The sequence below is a fragment of the Pseudomonas sp. CFBP 13719 genome (assembly GCF_014842095.1).
Classification (GTDB): domain Bacteria; phylum Pseudomonadota; class Gammaproteobacteria; order Pseudomonadales; family Pseudomonadaceae; genus Aquipseudomonas.
This window is the reverse complement of record NZ_JACYVB010000002.1, coordinates 272,525-293,258: the sequence shown is the minus strand read 5'-3', so window position 1 is coordinate 293,258 and position 20,734 is coordinate 272,525. Positions and strand designations below refer to the sequence as shown.

18 protein-coding genes and 14 tRNA genes are annotated in these 20,734 nt (G+C 52.4%); 8 read left to right on the top strand and 24 right to left on the bottom strand.

All coding sequences use genetic code 11. From position 1 onward, the window contains the following. Window positions 1-89 precede the first annotated feature (89 nt). The 8 genes from IFT57_RS06745 to IFT57_RS06710 form a co-directional block, all read right to left on the bottom strand. Window positions 90-1,613: a hypothetical protein gene (locus IFT57_RS06745; protein ID WP_192092582.1), complete on the bottom strand. Its 1,524-nt coding sequence runs from the start codon at window positions 1,611-1,613 to the stop codon at window positions 90-92. Window positions 1,614-1,738: 125 nt separating this feature from the next. Beyond that, window positions 1,739-2,548: an ammonia-dependent NAD(+) synthetase gene (gene nadE, locus IFT57_RS06740; protein WP_122531230.1), complete on the bottom strand. Its 810-nt coding sequence runs from the start codon at window positions 2,546-2,548 to the stop codon at window positions 1,739-1,741. 17 nt (window positions 2,549-2,565) lie between these two features. Next, a complete protein-coding gene (gene pncB / locus IFT57_RS06735) occupies window positions 2,566-3,789 on the bottom strand; it encodes a nicotinate phosphoribosyltransferase (RefSeq protein WP_192092583.1) in 1,224 nt (407 codons plus the stop codon). Between the two features lie 10 nt (window positions 3,790-3,799). Next, window positions 3,800-4,429, bottom strand: a complete 630-nt coding sequence (locus tag IFT57_RS06730) for an isochorismatase family protein (protein ID WP_192092585.1) — start codon at window positions 4,427-4,429, stop codon at window positions 3,800-3,802. Between the two features lie 96 nt (window positions 4,430-4,525). Beyond that, complete coding sequence (locus IFT57_RS06725; protein WP_192092587.1) at window positions 4,526-5,323, bottom strand: hypothetical protein; 798 nt, start codon at window positions 5,321-5,323, stop codon at window positions 4,526-4,528. Then, window positions 5,308-6,156, bottom strand: a complete 849-nt coding sequence (locus IFT57_RS06720) for a hypothetical protein (protein WP_192092589.1) — start codon at window positions 6,154-6,156, stop codon at window positions 5,308-5,310. The genes IFT57_RS06725 and IFT57_RS06720 overlap by 16 nt, the downstream gene beginning before the upstream one ends. A gap of 56 nt (window positions 6,157-6,212) precedes the next feature. Continuing rightward, window positions 6,213-7,058: an ADP-ribosylglycohydrolase family protein gene (locus tag IFT57_RS06715; protein ID WP_192092591.1), complete on the bottom strand. Its 846-nt coding sequence runs from the start codon at window positions 7,056-7,058 to the stop codon at window positions 6,213-6,215. A gap of 75 nt (window positions 7,059-7,133) precedes the next feature. Further along, on the bottom strand, window positions 7,134-8,141 hold the full coding sequence (locus IFT57_RS06710) for a hypothetical protein (RefSeq protein ID WP_122531236.1): 1,008 nt from the start codon (window positions 8,139-8,141) through the stop codon (window positions 7,134-7,136). A gap of 119 nt (window positions 8,142-8,260) precedes the next feature. On the opposite strand from IFT57_RS06710, the gene IFT57_RS06705 reads away from it, so the two are divergent. From IFT57_RS06705 to IFT57_RS06680, 6 genes are all read left to right on the top strand, one after another. After that, window positions 8,261-9,433, top strand: coding sequence for a hypothetical protein (locus tag IFT57_RS06705; protein WP_192092593.1), 1,173 nt, complete (start codon window positions 8,261-8,263; stop codon window positions 9,431-9,433). A gap of 64 nt (window positions 9,434-9,497) precedes the next feature. Further along, window positions 9,498-11,768 carry a hypothetical protein gene (locus IFT57_RS06700; protein WP_244656713.1) on the top strand — a complete coding sequence of 757 codons (2,271 nt, stop codon included), beginning with the start codon at window positions 9,498-9,500 and terminating at the stop codon, window positions 11,766-11,768. Between the two features lie 59 nt (window positions 11,769-11,827). Next, the gene (locus tag IFT57_RS06695) at window positions 11,828-12,172 is read left to right on the top strand and encodes a hypothetical protein (protein ID WP_192092597.1); all 345 of its coding nucleotides are present in this window, start codon (window positions 11,828-11,830) and stop codon (window positions 12,170-12,172) included. Window positions 12,173-12,303: 131 nt separating this feature from the next. Then, window positions 12,304-12,594, top strand: coding sequence for a hypothetical protein (locus tag IFT57_RS06690; protein WP_192092599.1), 291 nt, complete (start codon window positions 12,304-12,306; stop codon window positions 12,592-12,594). 94 nt (window positions 12,595-12,688) lie between these two features. Continuing rightward, entirely contained in the window at window positions 12,689-13,171 is a 483-nt protein-coding gene (locus IFT57_RS06685; protein ID WP_192092601.1) for a hypothetical protein, read from the top strand. Window positions 13,172-13,230: 59 nt separating this feature from the next. Continuing rightward, the gene (locus IFT57_RS06680; RefSeq protein WP_192092603.1) at window positions 13,231-14,721 is read left to right on the top strand and encodes a hypothetical protein; all 1,491 of its coding nucleotides are present in this window, start codon (window positions 13,231-13,233) and stop codon (window positions 14,719-14,721) included. Between the two features lie 61 nt (window positions 14,722-14,782). Here the strand turns inward: IFT57_RS06680 and IFT57_RS06675 are convergent, their stop codons facing one another. The 16 genes from IFT57_RS06675 to IFT57_RS06600 form a co-directional block, all read right to left on the bottom strand. Next, complete coding sequence (locus tag IFT57_RS06675) at window positions 14,783-15,616, bottom strand: ATP-grasp domain-containing protein (RefSeq protein ID WP_192151009.1); 834 nt, start codon at window positions 15,614-15,616, stop codon at window positions 14,783-14,785. A 109-nt stretch (window positions 15,617-15,725) separates the two neighbouring features. Continuing rightward, window positions 15,726-15,802 (bottom strand) — tRNA-Met (locus IFT57_RS06670). Window positions 15,803-15,826: 24 nt separating this feature from the next. Then, window positions 15,827-15,902: transfer RNA gene (locus IFT57_RS06665), tRNA-Arg, on the bottom strand. 92 nt (window positions 15,903-15,994) lie between these two features. Beyond that, a tRNA-Ile gene (locus IFT57_RS06660) sits at window positions 15,995-16,075 on the bottom strand. A 157-nt stretch (window positions 16,076-16,232) separates the two neighbouring features. Next, a tRNA-Gly gene (locus IFT57_RS06655) sits at window positions 16,233-16,308 on the bottom strand. Window positions 16,309-16,351: 43 nt separating this feature from the next. Then, window positions 16,352-16,437, bottom strand: a tRNA-Leu gene (locus IFT57_RS06650). 75 nt (window positions 16,438-16,512) lie between these two features. Continuing rightward, the gene (locus IFT57_RS06645) at window positions 16,513-16,944 is read right to left on the bottom strand and encodes a hypothetical protein (protein ID WP_192092607.1); all 432 of its coding nucleotides are present in this window, start codon (window positions 16,942-16,944) and stop codon (window positions 16,513-16,515) included. A gap of 75 nt (window positions 16,945-17,019) precedes the next feature. Beyond that, a tRNA-Pro gene (locus IFT57_RS06640) sits at window positions 17,020-17,095 on the bottom strand. A gap of 398 nt (window positions 17,096-17,493) precedes the next feature. Continuing rightward, a tRNA-Thr gene (locus tag IFT57_RS06635) sits at window positions 17,494-17,569 on the bottom strand. 42 nt (window positions 17,570-17,611) lie between these two features. After that, window positions 17,612-17,701, bottom strand: a tRNA-Ser gene (locus tag IFT57_RS06630). 55 nt (window positions 17,702-17,756) lie between these two features. Then, window positions 17,757-17,848 (bottom strand) — tRNA-Ser (locus IFT57_RS06625). A gap of 79 nt (window positions 17,849-17,927) precedes the next feature. After that, window positions 17,928-18,012, bottom strand: a tRNA-Leu gene (locus tag IFT57_RS06620). An 8-nt stretch (window positions 18,013-18,020) separates the two neighbouring features. Beyond that, window positions 18,021-18,098: transfer RNA gene (locus IFT57_RS06615), tRNA-Pro, on the bottom strand. Window positions 18,099-18,144: 46 nt separating this feature from the next. Then, a tRNA-Thr gene (locus tag IFT57_RS06610) sits at window positions 18,145-18,220 on the bottom strand. A gap of 217 nt (window positions 18,221-18,437) precedes the next feature. After that, window positions 18,438-18,528: transfer RNA gene (locus tag IFT57_RS06605), tRNA-Ser, on the bottom strand. A 55-nt stretch (window positions 18,529-18,583) separates the two neighbouring features. Continuing rightward, window positions 18,584-18,671, bottom strand: a tRNA-Ser gene (locus tag IFT57_RS06600). Window positions 18,672-18,981: 310 nt separating this feature from the next. On the opposite strand from IFT57_RS06600, the gene IFT57_RS06595 reads away from it, so the two are divergent. Continuing rightward, complete coding sequence (locus tag IFT57_RS06595) at window positions 18,982-19,773, top strand: hypothetical protein (RefSeq protein WP_192092609.1); 792 nt, start codon at window positions 18,982-18,984, stop codon at window positions 19,771-19,773. After that, complete coding sequence (locus IFT57_RS06590; RefSeq protein WP_192092611.1) at window positions 19,773-20,678, top strand: hypothetical protein; 906 nt, start codon at window positions 19,773-19,775, stop codon at window positions 20,676-20,678. The genes IFT57_RS06595 and IFT57_RS06590 overlap by 1 nt, the downstream gene beginning before the upstream one ends. Window positions 20,679-20,734 lie beyond the last annotated feature (56 nt).

Here is a 20,734-nt window from a genome sequence, read left to right as displayed (position 1 = left end):
ATAGGCTCCAATGAGGGAGACGGCCAAGGAAGTGGCGCATCCCGATTAAGTATACCAAGTATATTATGTATCCAGTGCCGTCGCCACCCCTAAAGCCCTAAATCCCTACCCATAATAATGTCCCTTTGAGAAGGCGCCATTTTCTGCATCACGGCCTTCGGAAGCTTTACCTCTGAAACTGCCTCGACAATTCCCCGCATTTTCATGGCAATGCGAACGTCTTCCTGGCTTAGTAGGTCGTGCTGGAGAAAGAACGCCGTGTTGTTAGCTGGGAAACTGGATACATCATATTCACTGCCTTCTCTGCCAATCATTTCCTTCAACATGGCTGCCACCAAGTCAATCATCACCGGATCCATGCTCAGGTGCCCCGACTCAAAGGTCAGGGATGTGTCGGTGCTCTCGAAAGAACCTCTGTGAATCTGAAGCAAGCCCGCCCCAAGGCGGTAAGAGGCGACTCTCTCAGAGCTTTTGCATGGGTAATCAGCCAACATGTCGACCAGAGCTATCGTAATGTCGATCTGGAGTGAGGATGACTGAGCTTTGAATGCTTGAAGGAAATATTCAGGAGCCCTGCGGGCGGCAATATCCAACAGATGTAGCTTTTCCTGGAGTGAGAGCCGCTTGATTTCGGCGTCAATTGCCCTGCACCATATAGAAGAGTCAAGGGCATCGATTGTGGCAGCTAGCCCAGCCTTGGAAATGGCCATTTTTGCTGGGGTTTTACCGGCGAAAAAAGAGCCCTGGATGGGAAACTTGTATTCCAATAAGTAGCTCATATGGCTGTTCAGGCTTGCCTGATCCATTTCCATCAAGCATTCAAGAAGTAGCTCCTGTTGCCCCATCAGCAACCAAGGGTAGCGGGTGTCACTTGGAGTTTTTATCGCCTTGTTCACCCGCGCAAAGAGGTCTTGAGTCGCCGGCAAACGATCTTGCAACCCCAGGGACAGGCTGGCCTCGTATACCAGGCTGTGCACGTAACGATATTCAGCCGAATGATGACGAACTGATGTGAGGGCGTTGTACAGCGACTGTCTTTCAAGCAGGTTGGCCTGAAGCAGTGGCGTAGCATTCTTGTGCAAATAAATGGGCCAGCTAAGATCTGATGGCAGTTTTGCGGCGCGTCTTACGATCGAACAAAACAAGTCTCGATCCTTCTGGGTATGGAGAACATCCATAACTTTCAGAATCGGCGCATCATGAGCCGGCATAGCTTCATTGGACAAATCCAGCTCGAATCCATCGTCTCGCATGAGCTCCCACGCAAGATCAGCATCATAGTACTTCATCAAATCGAATATCTGGTTAGTGCCGGCTTGAAATACCCCATTCCAGATGTGCTGTTCAACGATCAACGCTGGCGCTCGCTCCAGAAAAGTCAGATCACCTGCGACCTGCAGGTCACGTATCAAGGTCGGATCGTCGCGAAGCATCCTGCGAAGATGGCCAGCCAAATCATTGATGCTCAGCTTTCCCACATTGCTTGGGATTCCAGTGAAAAGGTAGGCGTTGATTACCTGTGCTACCCCCGCCACGGTTTGATCGCGAGTTGCATCGTGACCGGGCAGATCGAAACACTTCATCAGTCGGGCCCAGCCCAGGAAAAGCTGCATCGTACACTCTCAATTGTTTTGTATTTCGATTATGACCTGCTCGCGCCCTGATCTGCAAAGGATGAGAAAAGTCTTTGGACACAAAAAAGCACGCCTAAGCGTGCTCTTTGATGCGGCCCAATGGTTCAGCTGAAAGGCGTGTAGGGCAGGGCGCGCTTGTGGGCGGTGGCTTGATAGAACTTGGTGATGATCGTCGATGCTCGTTCGTTGACTTCCTTGCCCAGCATGAAGTCGTCGATTTCTTCGTAAGTAACGCCCAGCGCTACCTCATCAGGTTTTTGCGGATCCAGATCTTCCAGGTCTGCAGTCGGCACTTTTCCTACCAGGTTGGCCGGGGCACCCAGGTGCTGAGCAATGGCTCGAACATAGCGCTTGACCAGGCCTGTCAGAGGCGTGATGTCGCAGCCACCGTCACCGAACTTTGTGAAGAAGCCGATCGCTTCGCTGCCGTGATCGGTGCCGATCACAATGCCTTTGGACTTGCCGGCAATGGCGTACTGGGCAATCATTCGCTGGCGCGCCTTGATGTTGCCTTTGACGAAATCACGCTCGGCGTCGTTTGCGAAAGGGTCATCAATAGCGTCGAGCATCGCATCAACGGCGCCCTTGATATTGACGGTAACGATTCGATCAGGACTGATGAAGTCCAGCGACTGGCGGCAGTCGGACTCATCGGCTTGCACGCCATAAGGGAGGCGCATCGCGATGAAAGTCGCGTCATAGTCTTCGGCGCGCAGCTCGGTTACTGCGCGTTGTGCCAGTGCCCCTGCGGTCAGAGAGTCGACTCCGCCGCTGATCCCGAGCACCAGGGTGTGAAGGCCATTGCTTTTCAGGTAGTCCTTCATGAAATCGATGCGGCGGCGGATTTCTTTATCGACATCAAAAGGATTGACGATGTCGAGAGCCTTGATGATTTCTGCTTGTAAGTTGTTCATGGTCTTGCTCCTTGTCGTTAGGCCGGGATGCCGTTTACTTGCTTGAGATAAGCCAGAAAGCCTGGGTCTTCGCACACAGCTTTATTTGGCTCGTCCGAAATCTTTGCTACCGCACTGCCGTTGCAGCTGACCATCTTCATCACGATGTTCAGTGGCTTGACGTTCTCAACACCGTTGGTGAGGTAGGTGCCGATACCGAACGACACATTGATGCGGCCTCGGAAGTGACGAAAGATCGACAGCGCTTTCTCAAAATTCAGGCCGTCGCTGAAGATGAGGGTTTTGGTGCGCGGATCAATCCGCATGCTTTCGTAGTGCGCGATCAAACGGTCACCCCATGTATAGGGATTACCAGAATCGTGGCGGCAACCGTCAAACAGCTTGGCGAAGTAGGGGTCGAAGTCGCGGATGAAAGCGTCCAGACCAATGCAGTCGGTCAGGATGACACCCGCATCGCCTCGGTACTCCTTGATCCAAGCATCGAATGCTGCTTTTTGGCTGTCTACCAGGCGAGGGCCCAACTGCTGATACGCCTGGAAAAATTCGTGGGCGTTGGTGCCGATACCCTTGATGTCGAACTCTCGGGCCAGCTCGTAGTTGCTGGTGCCGACGAAGACGCCGGGGAACTCATTTTTGAGCAGGCGAACTACCGCTTTCTGAGCATCGAAAGAAATACGGCGGCGCGTGCCAAACTCGGCAACTTTGAACTCGGCCAGCTCTTCGACACTGGCATTGGCCTTCAGCCATTCGAATTTGCGGATCAAGCTTTCGTTGACTTGCTCGATCGAAAGATCAGGGTACACATGGCGGTTACGGATCTCGCTGACGATCGAGAGGATGCGAATCTCGAAAGGCGAAATTTCCATCCAAGGCCCACGGGCCCGGATTTCCAACTTGCCGTCGACAACGCCCACCTTGACCATGCGCGGCTTGAGGCGGAAGTTTTCCAGGTGGTTGATGTAGGAAGACTTCAGGAAGGGCACCTTGCTCAGGTGGCGCAGGCTGTCCTGGCTGTAGCTGATATCACCCAGGCGATCGATTTCATCCTGGATTTCGCGCAGATAGGGCGTCAGGTCTTCATTGGTGCGGTTGATGAATTTGAACTCGGCATCGGCATTGCCGGCGCCAGAGTGATACATGGCCTGACCCATGTGCAGTTTGTACGCGTCGTCATCAAGGGCCGACCGAATGATTTTGTGTTCCCCGAAGTTTTCGGGTGTTTTGGCGTATACGCTTTCCATGGTGTTCTCCTTAAATATCGGCAACGGTGTTGACGAGAATCACACCAGCCGCTTTCAGTTCCTGGGATGCCTGATCAGATGTGGCCTGGGAAATAGCGCGCACAGCCTCAAGCGGGATGATGACCTCGAAGCCGGCTTTCGCCAGTTGCAGGGCGGTGTTCTTGACGCAGTAGTCATAGGCAAGACCGCCGACGATCACGCGTGCAATGCCTTTGGAGCGAAGAAATTCGATCACACCCGTGGTGCGAGTCTCGCTGACATCGTGCCAGCATGCGCCGAAGGGGTGGAGATTGTTTTCAATGCCCTTCCACACGAAGTAGCTGTAGGATTCTGGCGCTGGCAATCCGTCCAGCAGCTCGAAACCCTTCGTGCCAACGACGCAGTGAGCTGGCCAGAAGAGAGGGGCCTCAACCACGCCTGTAGGCGTTGCCACCAGGGAAGGGTCGGTGGTGATCCAAGGCGCATTTGCGGCATGAGCATCTTTGGAGCCGATGCGAACAGAACCCAGCAGCGCCATGGCGTTGAGTGCATCTACGATCTGATCGCCCCCAGGCACTGGCAGCTCATCAGGCATCAAAGGAGTAAATGATTTCTGCGCGTCGACGTCGAAGGTGGCTGTGATGGGCTGTTTGTTATTCATGGCTGCTCTCCTGTTATGAGTACAAAGGTATACCTAGTGTACTAACCAGTCAAGCAGTAAATAGAATACTTTGTAAACTAACTGCTGGGCCCGTCCCTAGAGTCCGAAATCGTTGGACTTTTGTACAGGTCGGCGCTCGTAGTCCAAGCCTTGTGAGGCCATCAGTACCTTGATTACGCCAAGGTCACTGCAGCCTACGTCTCTGGTGAGCTCTGGAAACACCATCGGGCGCTGCGGCAGGATCAGCACTGTTGGCTGAGCATTGCGTAACCGCACGATTGCCCGCTGCTCTGGGCCAAGGGTGCACAAGGGGCGGAAGCTGTTGAAGAACTCCCCGGTCTGAGCATCATAGGGGAAAGCCTCGTGATTATGCCCCGTGGAGCAATACTGGGCTATCTGAGCTAGCTTGTCGCGTGACTCTTGGCGATTATTCCAACTCCAGCTGTCGGTTTCGTAGATGAATAGGGTGATGTTGCCATTCCCCGGCTCGATGGGAGCCGATGGCCGCTTGATGAAGGCATGCCTGCAAGCTCGATCATGGAAAGGGTGCTGAGAATAACGAGCCTTCTTGCTGATCTGCTTGGCCAGGTCAGAAAACTCCGAACTGCCCTTGAAGTCGAGATCTTGAAGCCCGTACATGGGCAAAATCATGTCGTGAGCGATTAGCAAGGTGCTCGTCGCTTGATAATCTGAGTAGCTAAAAGACAGGATAGGCCTGCAAGTGGATATCGACCTGGCACGCATGGATCGATCATGTTCGTCCCAATCGCTGGCGATCCATGTTCTTGGGCTGTCACAGTGGACACTGGCCTGGAGGCCAAGCCAATCGAGACAGCTATCGTCCAGCTTGTCGATCAACGCATGGTTTACGGCGAAAACTACTTGAGCGCCCATTCCGGACTCCTTTCAGGCGTAAGGCCGCGACCAACTACATAGCCAAGACTTTGCGCGATGGCATTCATGCTGGCGAGCTCGATGGCGGTGTCGCCATGGTTGTACCGATGGCCTGCAAGGTCTTCTGCCATCTTTGCCTGCTCGTCTGCTGGAATGCTCAGATCCCTGAAGGGTAAAGCGAAGGTGTTAAACGAGTTCCGCCGCATGGTGAGTAGGCAGGTGGTATTTGCGGAAAAGGTACCCAAATACACGATCCTTGAGTAGCGATCAAACAGACGCGAGTTCACCCGACCGGTCAGGCAGATGTCTAGAATCGCCGGCACAACCGAGCTGTCCTTGGAAATATCCTGGAAGTAGTCGGTCAGGTAACCAAACACCGAATAGCTTGACTGACAAGAATTGGCCACCGGGCTGGGTGAGGCAGCTTTCTGCAAATGCACAGGATGCTTTCTGGGCGCGTTCTTCACCCAGCCGCGTAGGGCTTTGACGATCGTTTTCGAATCATGCGGGGCATAAAGATCCTGGTTGCTCTCGCGGCGCGATTTTTCTTCTGCTTCCATCGCCGACGGCAGATTGAGGCGGTAGGGAAGCCTTGCCATCCACTGGTTTGTGAAAAGCAGGTCGGCGCCTCCATCAGCATGGTGGTAATAACTGGACAGGATGCCCGGCACATCAGAAACAGTGCAAAGTTCAGGGAGCAAGAGATCGGAATGCTCTGAGACCCGAAGATCCCTGTCGTTGTCATTATGAAGCCTGCCGATAGTCTCGAAATCAAGACCACCCATTGAGCCGACTCGATCATGACTGATGCTGAAAGCCACCATGTTACCCATGGGTGAAAGATCCTCGAATGCTTTCACTCAGGCTAACATGCGCCCCACATCCTGAGCTAGCGGCGACGCAGCAAGCCTTTGAAAATACCGCCAAGCGATCTTGGTTCCGCGAGCGTTTTGCCGGCGCCGTATTTGCGTTCAAATTCGCACAGCATGCCCAACAGAGCTGGGCTGTGCTTATTGAGCATATTGACAGCCTCGTCGCGCATTGATTTTGGTATGCCGTAAAGTGGTTCAGCGATCGATCCGGCGATCGCCAGCAGGGTGTCTGTATCGCCCCCCACGTATAAACCATTTCGCATAACCTGCTCGAAGCTATCGGCCTGCATCACGCAGGCCAGAGCCACGGGGAGAGTACCCTGACAAGACACATCGAAGGTGTACTCCTCGTGCAGGGTTTTCAGATCCGTATGTTCCTCGTACTCAAACCACTCCAGGATGGTTGCGTAGATTTCTTCTTTTGGAACACCAGTGCGCGCCATGTAGATTGCAAGTGCAGTTGCTTGCGCCCCGGAAATGCCGCTCGGATGTGCGTGAGTGATGCATGCAGATTGTTGAGCTTCCAACATCACGCGCTGAGGTGTGTCGAAGGCCCATCCTATTGCCGCCACGCGCATGGCAGAGCCGTTTCCCCAGCTGTAATTGGGCGTGATGTAGTTGTTGTGAACGTGCGCCCAGTCCATAAAACTTGGGCCGTACCCATATGTCGGGTAGGCGCGGCAGTACCGCTGGTAAAGGTCAGAATAATGTTGAGTGCGGAGAATGGCTTCCGCAGTGGCGATTGAGAGGATCGAGTCGTCAGTAATCGTGCTCTCGGGCCTGAACAGAGGCCCCTCAAAGTCTTTCTCTTCACGAAATTCGTGATAAGAACCTACGATATCCCCGATAATTGCACCAATCACGTTACTCACCCTTTTTGTTATTTTAATCAAGGATAAGAATGAGCATCCGGGTTGGCAAGCTATTGATGTTTCGTGCTAAAGGCCCAGGTCACTGCCAAACTTGTGATCCCTTACCGACGCCGGCAATCGGCCCAGCATGCTGCTGGGGATGAACTCCAGAAGGGTTGTGCCTTGATCGTGACTCAGGGTCGGTAAAGCCGCCGCAAAGGCCCCTGGCTCCTGCCCCAGCGCGACTTGCAGCAAAGCCCTGCCGTTCTTGATGCCCGGCAACAACGCCATTGTTTTGAGGAGGTATTCGGCCTGCTCATCCTGATCAACCAGGCAGAGATTGAGTCTTGAGCGCCAGTTGAAGTCTTCGCTATGTGGGCAGTCTTCGCTGAGCTCGGTAAGGTCGGGGCACTGGTGTGGATCGAAGAACCAGCCATCATTTTTTGACTGCAGGGGATCCAGGGCGTCGCAAGCATGAATTCTCGATATCATGGCTTCGGTACCCTTCATGCTCTCGATCGCTCGGTAAACGTCTTCGCGCTCCTTACCCGAGCTAATCCGCAGCCGCAAAGGAGCGCTGGTGCTAGACAGCGTTGATTTTAGATACTTGGCGACAAAATCACCTTTTGAGTTTTGGAGTACAACCGAAAGTTTGAAGGGTAGGGTGTCGTAGATGGCTGCGAACTCCAGAACATTCTTAGGGCCTACGTAGCACGCATATTCCTGAGCCAGTGAGAGGTAGTCACTGAACGTGGGAGTTACCTTGCTGCCGCCTTGTCCTGCGATCCAGAACCCTTCGGCTATGGCTTTATCCAATGTAGCCAGGGGGTCGAGGGCGATCATGACGCTGGCCAGGGTTCGGCTGATCAAGCGTGCCTTGTTGAAGGACATCTCGCGTAACGCCTCTCGAAGCAGCGTACGCTGATCCTCAGGCATCTGTGGCCACAATGGGAAGTCAGTGATCGGCTCGCCGTCGAAGTGGACGAGCTTGTGGTTCGACAAACCCTGCTGAGACAGGTTCTTGAATTCTGCATCAGAGGGTAGCTTGTAGGTGAAGAGCCCGGCAAGGGGTCGCAAGCGCTGTAGGTCTTTCATGAGTTCTCCTTTGACTCAATATAGCCTGGGAACACAAGAACGATCTATCCCTGCCATTTGCCCTGCCGACCAGGGCGCTGATATTGTGGAAGTACAAATACTCCAAGAATTGATTCAGCATGCAAAAGATCAGCCCCTACCGCTACCCCCTGATCAACTCGTTTTTGACTGCAAAAACCAGCATGGATCTTTGGGATGAGCTTTCAAAAAACAAGCCCGAACACCGCACACGGCTTGATCCACTGATCGAGCGCATTGGCCCCACGGTGCTTAATCGTGTACTCCCCATGCTGTCGCTGTCCATTAACGACCAGCCTATCCACACCTGGGCAAAGCTCAAAGAATTGCAGAAGGTGCATCACATGCCCCTTCAGGTCGATCATGAAGATGAAGATCCATGGAATATTGCTGGGCGTCCTGTAGAGCTCACCATGATGCTCACTATCGCATTTTCGGCCATTCCAAAGGCGGTAGACTGGAACACGCTGCAGAGCCTCTACGAGAGCTTGGGCGCCAGCGATCGTAATGACCTGGCCATGTTGTTCGACGAGTACTATGGAGTCGACATGAACTCGCTTTTCGACACATCAGCCTATTTGTGGGCTGAGCCTGAAAAGGTTGAGGATATTCCAGGAAGTAGGGATATTCTAGGTCAGCAATTTGTGCAGATTGAAGACACCAAGTGGAAGCGTGTGGATCGAGTTGTCAACGCGCACAAGGTCTACCTGGTCAAAGCCTTTAATGATTACGACGAGGAAGACCGTTCGAGCCGAGTGTGCCTTGAGCATGTCCAGGTAGGGTGCGCTGCGACCTTGGAGGGCGCCATTGAGGTAGCTGCCAAAATTGTCGACCAGATCCCCCTGACCTATAGGCTCGATAGGGATGGGTTCGTTGAGCGCGAGTCTGCCGACTATAGAGTCCTGAAGATCTGCGGGCAAGACGGAACAACCCTGCTGAGCGCCAAACTCAAAGAACCAGATGCTCCCAAGTTGTCTACTGAATCGACAGCGAATCACTACGATGCTCTGTGGAGTTTCCCTTACGCCAGGAATGAGGTTGAAGAGGTCAAGGCAAGGATCAAAGACCTCTACGCCGAGGCCTCTGAAGAAAGCAGGTGGGACAATTTCAGCACGGCGCAGGGTCTTCGCAAGAAGGCCGAAGCCATGGAACGCAGGCTACCATCTGAAAAGCATGATTCCTACGCTCTGCAGAACACCTTGAGAAAGATCATGGCCAGGATTGGGAACGATCGCCAGGCAACTGCACTGCTTGGAGTCGATTTAGGCCTTTAATTGTTGACGGCCATAATAGAATAAGTATACTCGGTATATCTTTTATTGGTTCTGGGGTTTGGTCATGTTTGAGCGCGAAGACTGGATGCTGTTTCGCAACCTGAGTACGCTCACTCAGAAAGCGGGTGTTCCACAGCACAAATTGGCCATTTTGGCCGCGAAAGAGCTGGTCGACAACAGCCTCGATTCAGCAAAAAAAGGCCAGTCTGCCGCTGTTGATCTGACCGAAATCCCCAGTGGATTCATCGTGCAGGATCTGGGAGCAGGCATCTCGCCAGACCCTGAGGTAATCGCCAAGCTGTTCTCTATCAAACGCCCACTTCTTTCCTCAAAATTGATCCGATTACCGGCACGTGGCGCATTAGGCAATGGTTTGCGTGTCGTTGTGGGCACTGTTTTGGCCTCCGAAGGATCCATGACAGTCGAAACCTGCGGAAAACGCTTTGATCTGTATCCTCAGGACACCGGGGAAACCCTGGTCGAGACAACAGACTCTGATGTCAATATTGGGACTCGGATTACCGTGCAATTCGGGCCGGCACTTGCCAAGCAGAAAAACATGCTGAGCTGGAGCGAGTTCGCGATTTCGATCGCCGACCTTGGTACTTCGTACGGTGGCAAAACCTCGCCTTGGTGGTATGACGAAGACGCCTTCTTTGAGCTGATATTCAGCAGCCGTGTACCGCTGGAAGATTTGCTCAAATGTTTTCACAAGGTGTCGCCCAAAGAGGCCAAGGAAATCGCTGATCTTATGCCAGGAGCGATCAGTCGCCCCGAGGCTCGCAGCTTGCTCAAGACCCTTCGTGATTTCGCCCCGGCGCCAAAGCCAACGACGCTGGGTAAGATTGGCGACGTGTTTCCAAACTACGGCTACTGCAACGTCACGGGTACTGTTGAAGTTACAGGTCGAGGCTTGTCAGGCGAAGTGCCCTACAGCATTGATGTTTATGCAAAATGCAGCGATGAGCTTGAGGAAGATTCCATCATTATGATGGTCAACCGGACAATCATCACTGGGGAAATGCGCTTGATGCGCCAGAAGGCGCACGAGCTTGGCATTATCGGGTCGGGCTTGCGCAATCTCTTTGATGTTGGTAAAAAGAAAGTCGAGCTGATCATCAACGTTTGCGTTCCATATTGCCCGATAAAATCCGACGGAAAGGATCCCGACCTTTTGCGATTCCATGATCCCTTGTCCAAGGCGATCAAGAAGGCATGCAGTCGAGGGCGTGCGCTGGCACCCAAGGACGAAAGCAAGGCTTCCCAGAGGGCTGTCATCGAGCACTACCTTGAAGACGCCATCGAAAAAGCGAGCGGCAATGGCACCTATCGTTATTCACTGCGTCAGCTCTTTTACGCAGTACGTCCTAGCATGCTTGAAACACTTGGCAAGGAGCCGGATTACAACTATTTCTCAAGTGTAATCACCGCCATCGAGGGGGAGCGTGGTGCCGACCTGCCAGGAATTTATCGCGACAGTAGAGGCACTATCTACCACCCACATACCGGAGAGGAGATCCCCCTCGGCACATTGAACGTTGAGCGCTATAAAAGACCTCAATATACAATTAATTCAGTGCTTTTTTGCGAAAAAGAAGGTCTTTTTAGCATTTTACGCGAATCTGGTTGGCCTGAGCGCAATGATTGCGCACTTGTTTCCAGTAAGGGGTTCGCATCCAGAGCAGCCCGAGACGTTCTGGATTTACTCGGCGATTCCGATGAACCGATCTATTTTTACAGCCTTCACGATGGTGACAATGCCGGTGGCCTTATTCACCAGTCATTGATCGAAGAAACCAAGGCCCGGAAGGGTCGGCGAGTACACATCGTGAATTTGGGCATCGAGCCATGGGAAGCTGTTGAAATGGGCCTTCAGGTGGAAACTCACCGAGAAGACACAGCAGGAAAGCGCCTTCTTCCCGTCGCCGATTATGTCGCTGCGAAAGATGATGGCTACTGGGCTGATTGGCTTCAAACAAAGCGGGTAGAATTGAACGCGATGACCTCTCCCCAGTTCATTTCGTGGCTGGATAGCAAATTTGAAGGGTTGCAGCGCAAGCTGGTGCCAGATGAACGGGTAATTCGCCAAACCTTTAATCATCAGAGCGAGGAAGCGATCCGTCAGGCTTTGACTGCAAAAATCCTGAAGGAGGCAGGCATCAACGACCTGGTCAATGCAGCCATGCAAAAGCTGCAGGGCTCGATCGAAGGGCTCGACCTGACTCAGATCGTGGAAGATGGGCTGGCGCTGAACCCACAGCATCGCTGGGACAAGCCTTTGGATAACAGGGCTATTCAGGAAACACTGAAACTGATTGCTGGCGATAGTCAGTGATTTAAAAACAGGGCCAGGTGATACTGGCCCCCTTTGATGGTTTGGACAGGATACGTGCCATGGGCAAGCTCTATTTTCATTGTGGGGATCACGCCGGGGCACCTGAGGGTGCTGAGATTCTGGGCCATCTGACGCTTACGGGTGCCGAGATGTCAGCCATTGGCAAAGCCCTTCAAGCCCCAACAGGGAATGAAGCAATCAGCGTCTTCAGCAATTCCAATGACGTTTTCAATGGCGCACGCCTTGCCATTCGCAATGGAAGTCTCGACCCAAAGAATTTCACCTTCGTTTATCACTATGCTGGGCTCAGCAGGGAGATTTCAGTGGGTAACGATGGTGATCTCCTGGACATGGCGCCTGGGTTCTTCGATCAGTCTGAAATTGATCTTCTGGAGCTTTTCTAAAAAGACTGTGCAGCCTGCGCACAGAGATGTGTGGCGGAGCCTCAGGTAGCTGCCGGTCTGCAGCCCTTTTTCAACAGAGCCTTTGACCACTTCAAGGGTCACAACCACCAAGGTTTCGAGTATTCACGACTATGGCAAAGCAACCCACTGAAGCGTCAGAAATCGAATTTGCGTTTCTTCGAGGAATGGACGAAGAGGGCACTGTGGTTGAAATGAGTATCAAGGCCCAACCCGAGTACGATGGCGGCATGACTCACTTCATCGGTGCATTCTGGCCTTCAGACCTGGTCATGGACGAGGTGATGGAGAACACGTTTGCCTTTGACCTGAGTGAAGAGCTGGTGAAGGATCGCCTGGTGTGTGCCGGCTTTGAGTTCTCGCAGTCCTATCAAAAAATTCTTGATGAAGAAGCCCTGTCCTAAGCAATTGATCGCAGTGGCGTCAATTGGCCATAGTTTCGCGCATATCTTATTTACGTCATAATTGCGGAGAACGACTAAAGCTTGGAGCGTATTTGTGACCGCTTACGCAATAATTGAAAATCGCGACAAACCCTTCAATGAGCTTTTCGGGGAAGATGGAGAGGCCATCCAGCAGGACATCATTTTCAGCAGCCAAGTACATTCATCTCAGCGACTGCCCGAGGGCAAATGGGAGTACCGCCGATATGCAAATGGCGCCGTTGCCTTGGTGTGTGCGGACACCCGATCGAAGATTCCTGTGGAAACGAATGCTGGAGAGGTTTTACTGGTCTCGCCAGAAGCCCTCTCGTTGTCAGCCAACCTCATGGTGATGCATGAGAAGGCCCATGATCATGGGCAGATCAAGCGGAGCCTCTGCGTGATGCATCAGGCTCTGCATGAGGCCATCATTAGGGACATCCCTACAATTCTCATCACATCAACAACACCCGAGGTTGAGACCCGAAAGCCTAACGGCAGAGAAGTCCGGGTTATTCCTCATGAAGAGGCACAATCCATTGTCCTTTTAGCCTGCTGACCTTGTTGGCACGCGCTGCTCTCAGGGTAAAATACATCAATACATAGGAGAGCAACCCGGTGTCCACATTATTCGAATCCTTTAAGCAGCTGCTGAGAGACAGAATCGAGGCAACGCTGGGCCCAAACCCGCTGAACGAGATCCAGTCGGTTGATGTGCTTCTTGTCCTGGACACCTCGCCCGCCAAGATCGGTTCAATAAAATCCATTGCCAAAGCCTATTTCGAATTGGCCAATTCTCGCACTGACCTGATTGAGTTCGCCAAAACGGGGCTGGACATGTTTTGGGCACCCACTGCGAGCATGGAGCATCCCTATGGAGCTGCCAAGGTGCTGGGATACCATCCCTCCATCGTGAGCTCCCCGAATGGCTTTTCGGTTTTCATGGGTTTTCCGCAGGAAGATCAGTCAAGGCTGATGGCGCTGGCCAGAGAGCGAAATCCCAAGGCCTATGCAGGTACCATGGCAAGATTGATGTCAGCCGGCACCTTGAACGCCTTCCATGCCCTGTCAACGCTGAACGCTGATGACCTGGCTCTTTTCAATCAGCCTGAATTCAAACAGGTGTTGATGGACATCGTTCAGTCCAAAGATGGTTCTTTGGCCACCTCTGCTCGGAACAAACACTCCATTGCCGAGGTTTTATGGCTAAACGGCCATCGGGCTTTGGCCAAAGAGCTGATGCAGGCGCAAAAACCAACACCTGGCCAACCTCAGCAGGATCTTGTGGTCAGTTTGCAGATGGCGCTTCAATCAGCTTTCTTGACCAAGGAAGACACCCATCCGGACAAGATCATTGAAATGGCCACTGATCTCTATGATGTGGGTGAGCAGAGCAGTGTCTACGACCAGGCGCTTTCAAGTTTCATCAAATCTCCCTTGGCGGATGCGTCAAGGCTTGGATCAATGCTTCTGGATAGAGCAAGGCAGGCTCATGAATTAGGAGAGATCGAGAGAATCAGGGCTTGGTTGCCAGATTACCTGAGCCAGCCCAATGATGAGATCAAGAACATTCATGGATCCCCCTTTCTTTGGGCGGTGTTGGCGCTCAATCCCACTTGGATTGCCGGCATGAAGAAATTTAGTGAATCGATGGCCGATGCCCGCTTTCTGCGAGCGTCTGTCATCTTTACTGATCCACAGTCCTGGCGGGAGCTTGTGGAATTGTCTGCAGCAAAAGGCAGCGAGATGTTTTGGTGCCTTGCCAAGCTCGATCCTGAAGTAGTCAATGAGCTGAAACTGGGCCCAACAGTAGTATCAATGTTCCTGGATTCTGTGGAGCAGGGCAGGGAGCAGTTATCGACACTCGGAACTGACCAGAGCAAGGTGTGGGAAAAGGCCAGAAAGGCGACCACCACCCTGGCCTACAACTTGGGTAGCTATTGCCGCCAGGAAAAAAATGCACAGGAAATAGACGCTGTGTTTGAAGTTCTGGGTCAGGCTGAGTACAGGAAGGCCTTCCTGGAGCCCCTGCCGCGCTTTCCACGCCTACTGGAGCGCTTGCCTGCCCATGAGATGGACAACCTCATAGGCGGCGATCTGGGACTTTAGGGGAGGTCGCCCTTAGCTCCGGGCACCCCGGAGCAGCTGCTTCGTTTTTGCTTGCAAAACATCAAGGTTCTGGACTGGTCTCAGGCTCAATCTTGACCAGGTCGACAGTGTTAACGTAACTGCGATCACCTTCAGCCATGTCGATCAGCCAGAGTTTGCCATCTTTCCCACGCAGGAAATCCACGCTCCAGTAGCCGCCCAGGGATTTGCTGATGTTCTCAGCGTATCTGGTCATGTACTGGAGGTCTTCTTTCTTTGGGGTCTTGATCGTTGCCAGGCGCGCTTCCCAGTCTTCAACCGAAGGATTTTTGATCGCTGCCACAGGCCAATAAGGCTGGTAAGCCTCAAGTTTGCCATCACGGACAAACAGCCTGAACTCTTCCGTGACCGGCATGCCCATGAACGCCTCGAATACAGGCTCCACATCAATCATTTTGCGGACAATGAGCTCAGGGGTAAACATGTAAGGCGAGCACATTGCCTGGTACTCGTGCAGGTTGTAGATCTGCTGCATCACAGTTTCGCGATCTGCCGATGCCAAGCGGCAAGTCTCTGACCAGTAGTGCTTATTTGAGGTGAAGCTTGTCTTGATGAAAAGCGGAAATCCCTGTTCTTCACCAAATTTTTGAATGGCGGCAACCAGGGCATCTACTTCAGGGTTGGGATCTTCATCGATTGGCTCGCCCATCAGGGAGGCCTGTAGGTTGATCGAGAGGGGAAGACTCAGCGTGACAGGGTAGTTGACACCCGATTTCTCGACCGCATGGAACCAGGAAGCGAAAGCATTCTTGCTGGCCTTGGCATCATCAAAGGCGCGCTCTCGGTAGTTGGGGTCAGGCGTGAAATCTGGAAGGGAAATTGCCATCAGGTCGGGATCGAGCGGGGTATTGGACATCTGGAGGCTCCGGGTCTATGGTTCAGAACAATATGTGATTGTCGCATGCGATATGCGACTTATCAATATATTGATAGCCCGGATGGCAGGAGTGGAAGCAAGGGGGAAATGGTAGCGAAAAAGGGGATCGAACCCTTGACCTCGGCGTTATGAGTGCCGCGCTCTGACCGACTGAGCTACTTCGCTAAAAAACCGAGATGCAATTGAAGTTGGTGACCCTAGATGGACTCGAACCATCATTTGATTCTTAGGAGGAAACCGTTCTATCCCGTTGAACTATAGAGTCTTTTTACTGGATGCGGTCTGAGGATTAAGAACCCAGCTAAACAGGGAATGAACCCTGTGGCATCACCAAACCGCCGAACCCGCATAAAAAAATGGTGGGACTTCCTGGGGTCGAACCAGGCGCCTGAACAGGTTATGAGCCCGCCGCTCTAACCAACCATGAGCTAAAGTCCCAGAAAAGCCGTTGTCGAGCTATTTTCTCCTTGATAAACATGCAAGAACAGCTAATCGTAAATGCTATGTTGATCCGACAGTCACCCAATGGAGAACAATAAGAGATGCGGATCATTACAGGCAAAGCCTACTTCAAAGAACAGCTTAACCTAGAGCATGGAGCGGCAAGCGGGTCTCGAACCCGCGACCTCCAACTTGGAAGGATGGCGCTCTACCAACTGAGCTATTGCCGCAAAATTTAGCCCCTATGAAGGAGCAGGGCTTGTAACCCCAAGGTGGTGCGCTCGGCGAGACTCGAACTCGCACGTCACGTGGACACATCGACCTCAACGATGCGCGTCTACCAATTCCGCCACGAGCGCTTAATCAAATACTACTCAATAATCAGGGTTAAGTAAATAGCCTAATCCATTGTTTGTTATGTCTTTTGTGCTCAATCAACTCTTTTCAAACGCCAAGGAGAGAGCAACAGCGTCAAGGATTCTTTGTTTGCTCAACACACCACTTTTGAGAGCCCCTGCAATGCGCTGAATCCGCATTCCAACCTTGTTCAGGTCTGTATCGGAGCAATCAAGAAGCATTCCACAAAGTAATTGATGCTCTATAGGAGACCGTGATGGATCCTGATCACCATCAAGCACGTAATCATTAGCTAGCTCATTTGAGCCAAAAACGTCATCAAGCCTGATCCCTCGCTTTTGACACGCCAGGATAAGCGCCTCAAAGGGTATCGCATTTCTACTTTTTCGCTGAGAGTAGGCCGATTGCCTCAGATCGAGAGCGCTGAGGATCTCGCGATCACTCACAGCGTCGATGAGATTACCAAATCGGGCCATAACCCTTTCAAAATCCAGCTCTGTGTCTGACATGATGACTCTTCAATGACAAAATCGCATGTCAAACTAGCATAACAATGCGCTCGTGTAACGCATCATCACAAAATGTGGTCGGGGTGAGGGGACTCGAACTCCTGACATCCTGCTCCCAAAGCAGGCGCGCTACCAACTGCGCTACACCCCGAAGAAACAGCAAGAAAACCTTCAAACTGCAATTGGCCGCGAGTACACCGCCTGCAATCTTGTGCTTCCTATGCTGCCCAGCCCGAAGGCCAGTAGGCTACTATTCAACCTCAGTCAACCGGCTTGTTAAAAGTCTACCCTGTCCGAGGCCGGCAGCCCTCGCAGGGTGTAATGACGTTACGGTGCCAAACCGCCCGACCCTAAAGCTTCAATGAGGCTGTAGCCTCTCCACCGACCGGCTAGTGCCAATCCAGAGTCCCTTCACGAGATCAAAAAGCGTCACGATAAATAGCGTGAGGTGCTACTGTCGCCTATCCCCCTGGGAACACCAGAGAGCAACTTTGAGGGAGGGTACTTACAACCCTCTGCCAGGCCATAACCGAAGTTATGACTAGACTATGGTGCCGCCAACAGGGCTTGAACCTGTGGCCCATCGCTTACAAGGCGATTGCTCTACCAGCTGAGCTATAGCGGCTTAACAATTATCAGCTGATTTCGCTGATCACAACTTAACACATGGCGGAAAATGAAGGATTCGAACCTTCGTGACCGTTAGGTCGCACCGCTTTCGAGGCGGGCCCATTTAGCCAGGCTCTGGCAATTTTCCGTATCTATCTAAATTATCAGAAAAATCTCTTAAGCCACTGATAATTAAGTGATAATGGCGGAGGCGAAGAGATTCGAACTCTTGGGCAAGGTTTCCCTCACCATCGGTTTTCAAGACCGGCCCGTTAGGCCACTCCGGCACACCTCCAGTAACTTCAATATATTGCTAAACCGTTCGTTCGTCAAGGGTATTTTTCCTTTGTCTTCAAACCCTTGAAGACGGTAAATGGTGCGCCGAGAGAGACTCGAACTCTCACGCCCGGAGGCACTGGCACCTGAAGCCAGCGTGTCTACCAATTCCACCATCGGCGCATGTTGTTTGGTCGGAGTAGCAGGATTCGAACCTGCGACCTTCCGGCCCCCAGCCGGACGCGCTAACCTAGCTGCGCTATACTCCGTAAACTTTTTTAAACCAAGAGCCCTTGCAACTGGTCTTGTGAAATGTGGTGCCGAGGACAGGAATTGAACCTGCAACCTTCGCTTTACGAAAGCGCTGCTCTGCCAGTTGAGCTACATCGGCATGACTACCAGGCTTACCTGGGCGTCTAAAAGGTCACAATATCACCGTAAATTGCTTGATATTGCGGGTGGGGCGGCAAACCTTGAGCCCTGTACTCCCATGCTGGCCCACAACCCAACATGAATATCTCTCATGTTGGTACCCAAGAGGGCACCACGACCGGAAGCCCGGTCACGCGAAGAGACACCACCTGCAACAGTGGAATTTGCCTGCAAATTGGCGGTGAAGAAGGGATTCGAACCCTTGGTGCCTTTTAAAACACTCGACCTTAGCAGGGCCGCGCCTTAAGCCAACTCAGCCACTTCACCAAATAAAACTTCTTGCTTCCACATTTTTAAAGAGCGATGGGCAAAAGCCCGAAACTGGCGGATAGCATGGGGCTCGAACCCACATGTCGCTTGCGCAACTCCTGCTTTCCAAGCAGGCCCGTTGACCATTCCGGCAACTATCCAGGTGATTCAAAAATCTTGAGGCATAAAAAAACCCGGCTCAAAAGTCCGGGTTTTCTGGATTGCTAGTCCCGGACTGCGCGTCCGAGAAACGAACACGCGTTAGCTTGCCATCAGTGATGGTGTCGGCATGGAGCTGGATAGACTGAGCGTGTTCATTTGATGTTCCTCGGTGAAGTAATTTCATCTTATGGGTGCCTTAGCTGACTGTCAACAGCTTTTTTGAAGGAAATCAAATATTTTTCACTATCGTGTCTGCTTGACCTTTGCTTGGCATTAAGTATACTGAGTGAACTATATGGAGAAGTGCTCATGTCCTATATCCGCCCAGAAAATCTGTTCTACCATAACGACAAGGTGCATGCCTTGGATCACCTGCGTCAGCTTGCCCTTAATAGCCAAGGCGGCGATGAGCGCATTCGTGCCAGCATTCTGAGCAAGATCGAGGCGATGGAGGCTGATCTTGCCTCTCGTGTGAGTGAAACGACTCTGGCGGATGGAACCGTGCGAGTGCGACATCCCTCGATTGGCACCGTTACGTTTAATCAGAAACTGGAAATGGAGCCACAGCAGCTGTTTGGCTCTGCTGTCAAAGCATTGAGCACCTTCAATGTAGAGATCTCATTGGCTGACGCTGTGATCTCTCCGGACGGTGTGCTCACCTACGAGCCTTATGAAACCCTGGCAACGTTCAGACTTTCCGAAACAGCCCTCTCTGGCATGGTCACCGACATCGGGGGCGGCAGCAACCCGATTACCATCCATTCAGCAAAGGGCTACGTGATCGAGCCATACGTGCTCGACACCATGACCAACACCGCTGCAAAGATGCGGGAGCATCTGGACAATACCCTTGAAACAACGGCTGCTCGCTTTGAAGAGTTTTTGACCGACGTCGACACCGAACTTGCCAAGGGTGGCAAGCTCAGCAAGAAGACCACCGAAGACCTCATTCGTGAAGCAACGAACCTTCCGATCGGCATGGCAAACAATCCGGCGTTCTCTTTGAATTGCCTGGGTGAGTACAGCGACAACGTGCGCATGAGCGCCCAACTTGAGATCGAGGCTGCGATTCGCCTCTCTCAGAAAAAGGAGATCCAATAATGCGCTACGTAAACATCGCCTCGGTTTATCAACTGGGTCTCACCGAAGAAGAAATCAACTTCCTCAAGCCTCTGGCACAACAGCAGCACGATGAGTTCTGCAAGGCCCATAGCTTCGCCGGTACGCGTAAATTCAACGACAACCTGTACACAGGCTCCAAGCATGGATCGCTCGGCAAAATGGATAGCAAGGCTTTCGTAAATGCCGAAGTCAATCATTACCTGTGCAACTGGGCACCCCAAGACGCAAAGCGCGGGGTCACTGAAGCTCGTTTCGATGATCAGGGCTTTGGCCTTGTGCACAGCAGCTATGGCTCGGTTGCAGTATCCAAGCCTTCAGGGAGCCGCAATGACCTGGTGGGCAGCGCCTCTCTATTTGGCTATTACCTGGACATGCGCTTCAGTTTCGCCGAGGTGAACGTGCGTGATGTTCGGGAGCCTCATCTGTTCACAGGAAACGAGATGTACACCTGCTCACTGAGCAACGAGCAATTTTTCACGCTTCTTCGTACCAATAATCAGCCCGTACCATGCCGGGTTCAGCAAATGGTCGAAAGCTACCCTGATCGCCCTCCTGTCCTGTACTCCACACAGGCAAAAGAGCGCGACTACAAGGCTGAGCTCACTCGTATCTGCGAACCACTTTCTGAGTGCTTGCAGCGCTTCAAGACCCTCCTTGAGGCTGGCGTATCGAAGAAGGCAGAAAGGGAAGCCATTATCGAGGTTATGCAGGAGGCCAGATCACGGTTCATCGACGCCCGTGCCGAGATTGACGCCATGACAGGTCAGGAAAGTCGTAAAGAAATCCAGCGTGTTGAGCGTCAGTTTGAGGTGGAAATGAGTAATCGCCTGAAGTCTTTGGGTCTTGAGCATTTGACAGGCCAAGTCATGCGTCTTCGCCACTAGCAGAATTGGCGCCCGTTTACAAAATAAGCGGACGCCATCAATGCATCCCGGCATAC

What these genes read in the sequence shown, in the direction of transcription:
- IFT57_RS06700 (WP_244656713.1), top strand. Translation starts at nt 9,498, where the DNA reads ATGTTTGAGCGCGAAGACTGGATGCTGTTTCGCAACCTGAGTACGCTC.
- pncB (WP_192092583.1), bottom strand. Translation starts at nt 3,789, where the DNA reads ATGGAAAGCGTATACGCCAAAACACCCGAAAACTTCGGGGAACACAAA.
- nadE (WP_122531230.1), bottom strand. Translation starts at nt 2,548, where the DNA reads ATGAACAACTTACAAGCAGAAATCATCAAGGCTCTCGACATCGTCAAT.
- IFT57_RS06645 (WP_192092607.1), bottom strand. Translation starts at nt 16,944, where the DNA reads ATGTCAGACACAGAGCTGGATTTTGAAAGGGTTATGGCCCGATTTGGT.
- IFT57_RS06590 (WP_192092611.1), top strand. Translation starts at nt 19,773, where the DNA reads ATGCGCTACGTAAACATCGCCTCGGTTTATCAACTGGGTCTCACCGAA.
- IFT57_RS06720 (WP_192092589.1), bottom strand. Translation starts at nt 6,156, where the DNA reads ATGGGTAACATGGTGGCTTTCAGCATCAGTCATGATCGAGTCGGCTCA.
- IFT57_RS06725 (WP_192092587.1), bottom strand. Translation starts at nt 5,323, where the DNA reads ATGGGCGCTCAAGTAGTTTTCGCCGTAAACCATGCGTTGATCGACAAG.
- IFT57_RS06730 (WP_192092585.1), bottom strand. Translation starts at nt 4,429, where the DNA reads ATGAATAACAAACAGCCCATCACAGCCACCTTCGACGTCGACGCGCAG.
- IFT57_RS06745 (WP_192092582.1), bottom strand. Translation starts at nt 1,613, where the DNA reads ATGCAGCTTTTCCTGGGCTGGGCCCGACTGATGAAGTGTTTCGATCTG.
- IFT57_RS06595 (WP_192092609.1), top strand. Translation starts at nt 18,982, where the DNA reads ATGTCCTATATCCGCCCAGAAAATCTGTTCTACCATAACGACAAGGTG.
- IFT57_RS06690 (WP_192092599.1), top strand. Translation starts at nt 12,304, where the DNA reads ATGGCAAAGCAACCCACTGAAGCGTCAGAAATCGAATTTGCGTTTCTT.
- IFT57_RS06705 (WP_192092593.1), top strand. Translation starts at nt 8,261, where the DNA reads ATGCAAAAGATCAGCCCCTACCGCTACCCCCTGATCAACTCGTTTTTG.
- IFT57_RS06695 (WP_192092597.1), top strand. Translation starts at nt 11,828, where the DNA reads ATGGGCAAGCTCTATTTTCATTGTGGGGATCACGCCGGGGCACCTGAG.
- IFT57_RS06710 (WP_122531236.1), bottom strand. Translation starts at nt 8,141, where the DNA reads ATGAAAGACCTACAGCGCTTGCGACCCCTTGCCGGGCTCTTCACCTAC.
- IFT57_RS06675 (WP_192151009.1), bottom strand. Translation starts at nt 15,616, where the DNA reads ATGTCCAATACCCCGCTCGATCCCGACCTGATGGCAATTTCCCTTCCA.